2 protein-coding genes and 1 pseudogene are annotated in these 3,951 nt (G+C 69.2%); 2 read left to right on the forward strand and 1 reads right to left on the reverse strand.

Translation table 11 applies throughout. The features are described from left to right. Nucleotides 1-376: 376 nt before the first annotated feature. Together I5Q34_RS33025 and I5Q34_RS35670 are read left to right on the forward strand one after the other, a co-directional pair. A complete protein-coding gene (locus tag I5Q34_RS33025; protein WP_199896189.1) occupies nt 377-1,282 on the forward strand; it encodes an aldo/keto reductase in 906 nt (301 codons plus the stop codon). Nucleotides 1,283-1,358: 76 nt separating this feature from the next. After that, nucleotides 1,359-3,554 carry an MMPL family transporter gene (locus I5Q34_RS35670; protein WP_199896190.1) on the forward strand — a complete coding sequence of 732 codons (2,196 nt, stop codon included), beginning with the start codon at nt 1,359-1,361 and terminating at the stop codon, nt 3,552-3,554. Nucleotides 3,555-3,629: 75 nt separating this feature from the next. On the opposite strand, the pseudogene I5Q34_RS33035 reads toward I5Q34_RS35670, so the two are convergent. Then, a pseudogene (locus I5Q34_RS33035) lies at nt 3,630-3,951 on the reverse strand (2-oxoacid:ferredoxin oxidoreductase subunit beta); the annotation flags it as partial.

Genomic DNA, 3,951 nt, shown 5'->3' on the forward strand with positions numbered 1-3,951 from the left:
CCAGGCCGACTCGTCACCCACCAACTCGTAGATCATTTACGGGACAACCCTTAGTCCCCTGCCAATTCCCGGGCATAACCACCCCACGCAGCAATGCTCATCAGATTGCTCCGGCGAGTGGGTACTGATCGATAACTTCTGGATTTTCCCCGGCACGCATCCCCTCCGCCGTGCGACAGAACGCCGTGCCGTCCCGGCATAACTACGGCTCGCAGCACGGAGTTCATTGACGGCAACTGTTCCGATAACGGTGTTTTGATGTCCCGCAGGCGGGTCCCGGGCCCGCCCGCACCAGAATTCCCCGGAAGCAGCTTGGAGCACAACAGTGAATGCCACCTTGGAGACCGCCGGCGCCCTTCCCTGGAGCGGCGGACAAATGGAGTACCGACGGCTGGCGCAGAGCGGACTGCACATGTCGTCGATCGGGGTGAACCTCGAGGAGGGGATGGCCTGCAAAAAGGGTCTCCGTGAAATGTCGGAGACCCTGGAGGCCGCCGTGAACTGCGGGATCAACCACTTCGACCTGGCGCCCCACTACGGCGCGTTCCGGGGCGTGGTGGAGGAGAACTTCGGACGGGCCCTGCACCGCCTCGGGGGCCTACGCGAAGACCTGATCGTATCCACCCGCGCGGGCATGGGCACGCAGCCCCGCATCATGCCGGGATTCGGCTCCCGCAAGTGTCTGATCACCTCCTTGAACGCCACTCTGCGCCGCACCGGCCTCGACTGCGTCGACGTCTTCTACGCGCATCGTCACGACACGTCCACCCCCGTCGAGGAGACGGCCGGCGCCCTGGACTCCGTCGTGCGTCAGGGGAAGGCGCTGTACGTGGGGGTCTCCGGCTACGCCGCTGCCATGGTGCGGCAACTGGCGGCGGCCCTACGGGACCTGGGGACGCCCCTCACCGCCTGCCGCGTCACGTACTCCATGCTCCACCGCCGGCCCGAGGCCGACCTCCTGGACAGCCTGCGGTCGTCGGGCATCGGATGCGTCGCCGAAGGGCCCCTGGACTACCACTTCGACCCCTGCTCCGACTACCCGCAGCAGGAGGTGGAGAAGTTGCAGCGGCGCCTGAGCGACATCTCTCTGAAGCGGGGGCAGTCCTCGCGGCAGTGCGCCGTCAGCTGGGTCCTGCGCCAGCCCGTGGTGGCGTCCGCCCTTGTCTCGCTCACCGCGGCCGAGGACCTTCCCGAGTTCTGCTCGGCCGTCCACCGGACCTCCTTCACTGCGGAGGAACTCGCCTCCATCGACACCTGTTTCCCGGAGCTCTACGGCCACTGAACCGCGCGGCCCTCCTCCGCGGCCCTTCTTCGCGTCTCCCCTCCTGCCTCGCATCGATCCGAAGGAACCCCTCTTCATGTTTCGTCCCGTCGGGCGGGCCACCGTACACCGGCCCTGGCTCGTGATCGCGGGCTGGCTCCTCGCCGCCACGGGGCTCACCCTGTGGGCCCCGGCCCTCACCTCCGGTTCCGGCACCTCCGTCTCTCTCCCCTCCCACTACGAGTCGGTCCGGGCCCGCCAACTACACCACCGGGCCTTCCCCACGCAGCGCCGGCCCATGGCCGTCGTCGTGTTCCGGCGGGCCGACGGCGGCAGGCTCACCGGCACGGACCTGCGTGACGTCACCGCCACGGCCGCCGCCCTGCGCAACCGGCACCACCCCGGAGTCACCACCGTCGAAACCGGGCCGCACTCCGTCTCCCCCAACGGCAAGGTCGCCCTCGCCCACGTCTTCCCCGCCGCCGGTGACCCGCCCGACGACCAACTGTTCTCCTCCGTCCGGGCCATGCGCAAGGACACGACGGAGCTCCTCCGCGACACCCAGGTCCGCGCAGGCATCACCGGTTCGGTGCCCGGCGACCTCGACGCCCGTGATTCCTCCGCCGAGAGCGACGCCCTCGTGATGCAGGCGACGTTGCTGCTCATCGTCGTGGCCCTGCTCGCGATCTTCCGCAGTCCACTCATCGCCCTGCTGCCGGTCGCCGTCATCGCCGTCGCCTACGCGGTGGCCATCGGACTCATCGCCATCACCGCGTCCGCAACGGGCATGGAAGCCGACGCCTTCCTCTCGGCCATCCTCATCACCGTGCTCTTCGGAATCGGCACCGACTACATCCTCTTCCTCCTCTTCCGCTACCGCGAGGAGCTGCGGTCCGGGAAGCCGCCCAGGACGGCCCTCGTCGATGCCGTCAGCCGCGTCGGCAAGGCCATCGCCTCGGCGGCGAGCGTCGTCATCGTCGCTTTCCTCACTCTCCTGTTGTCCACCGTGGGAACGCTGCGCACCATGGGGCCGCCATTGGCCATCGCCGTCGCCGTCACCCTCGTGGCCGCGCTCACTCTCGTTCCCGCCGTCCTCTCCATCCTCGGCACCAACGTGTTCTGGCCGTCCACGACTTGGGCCGACCGCTCCCCCGACCGCCTCACCCACCGCATCGGGCGCATGGTCTCCCTCCGCCCCGTCCTTCTCATGGGTGTGTGCACAGCCCTCCTCACCGCGCTGGCCCTCAACGCCTCCGGCTTCTCGATCGATTTCGAAGCGTCGAATCTGCCGGACAACGCCGAGTCCGTACAGGCCCTCAAGGACATGGAACGCGGCTTCTCCGCCGGGCAGTCCGACCCGGTCGAGGTGTACCTGACCACGAAGGAGGGCACCCGACCAACCCCTGCCGCACTCGCCACCTACCGGAACACCTTGGCCGGCATCCCAGGAGTCGGCGCCGTCCTCCCACCCCGCCTCAGCCCGGACGGTCGCATCGCCCTCTACCAGGTCCCGCTCGTCCACCACCCCCTGCGGCCCGAAGCCGTGAGGCTGGCCGGCGGCCCTCTGCGGACGGGCGCCCACAGGTACGCGCCGCGGGGCACCGCGGTCCTCGTCGGCGGCACTTCGGCCGAACTGGCCGACATACGAACCGCCGTCGCCCACGACTACCAGGCCGTCTTCACCGTTGCCGCTCTGGCAATCACCGTCATCCTGGCCCTCCTTCTGCGCAGCCTCGTCACCCCGCTCTATCTGATGCTCTCCGTCGCCCTGGGATTCGCGGCCTCACTTGGCGCCATGGTGGGGTGCTACCAGGAGGTACTGGGCCGGCCAGGCCTGTCTCTCGTCCTCCCCGCGGTGCTGTACCTGTTCGTCGTCACACTCGGCACCGACTACAACATCCTGATGGTGGCCCGCCTGCGGGAAGAGAGCGCCAACGGCGCGCCACCACGTGAGGCCGTGCGGGCCGCCGTCACCCGGTCCGCACCCGCCATCGCCGCCGCCGCGATCGTCCTCGCGGGCACCTTCGGCGTCCTGATGCTGACCGGCAGCGCACTGCTGGCACAGATGGGAGCGGCCCTGGCCACCGGCATCCTCATCACCGCCTTCGCGTTGGCCGTCCTGCTCGTGCCCGCGGCCATGATCCTCCTGGGCCGATGGGCCTGGTGGCCGGCCGGCAATCGCCGGATCGTCCCGGAATCGCAGGACGAGGCGGGAAAGAAAGGGGGAACGGAAGAAGAGGGCGGGACCCCGCGGGAGGCCACGGGGCCGTGCAACGAGGCGTGCGGGAGGTGAACTTGCGACCTGCGGATGAGCAGTCTCCTGCAGTGGGGCGACCGGACGGGAGCAGCGGAGGTGGGCGGAACCGGGTCAGGCCACCACGGTCCAGGTCTCACCGCCGGCAAGCAGGGAAGCCAGGTCGCCTTCCCCTTTTTGCCCGATCGCCCACACCAATTGGCCGGCCATGTCGGTGTCGTAGACGGGGCGGTCGGTGTCGCGGAACACGCCGACGGGAGTCCGGTGCAGGGTGTCGGCGTCGGCGAGCCGGGAGAGCGCGAACGCGACGGCGGGTGAGGCCATGTGCGCGTCGTGGACCAGGACGTCGTCCTCGTTGTCGGGAGTGACGGTGACGGCTTTCAGGTCACCGGTGGCCGGGTCGCGCACGACGCCCTTCGAGCCCTCCGCGCCGAAG

This window comes from Streptomyces sp. AV19 (assembly GCF_015999245.1).
GTDB lineage: Bacteria > Actinomycetota > Actinomycetes > Streptomycetales > Streptomycetaceae > Streptomyces.

Excerpts from the sequence above, each read along its gene's own strand:
- I5Q34_RS33025 (WP_199896189.1), top strand. The coding sequence starts at position 377 with ATGGAGTACCGACGGCTGGCGCAGAGCGGACTGCACATGTCGTCGATC.
- I5Q34_RS35670 (WP_199896190.1), top strand. The coding sequence starts at position 1,359 with ATGTTTCGTCCCGTCGGGCGGGCCACCGTACACCGGCCCTGGCTCGTG.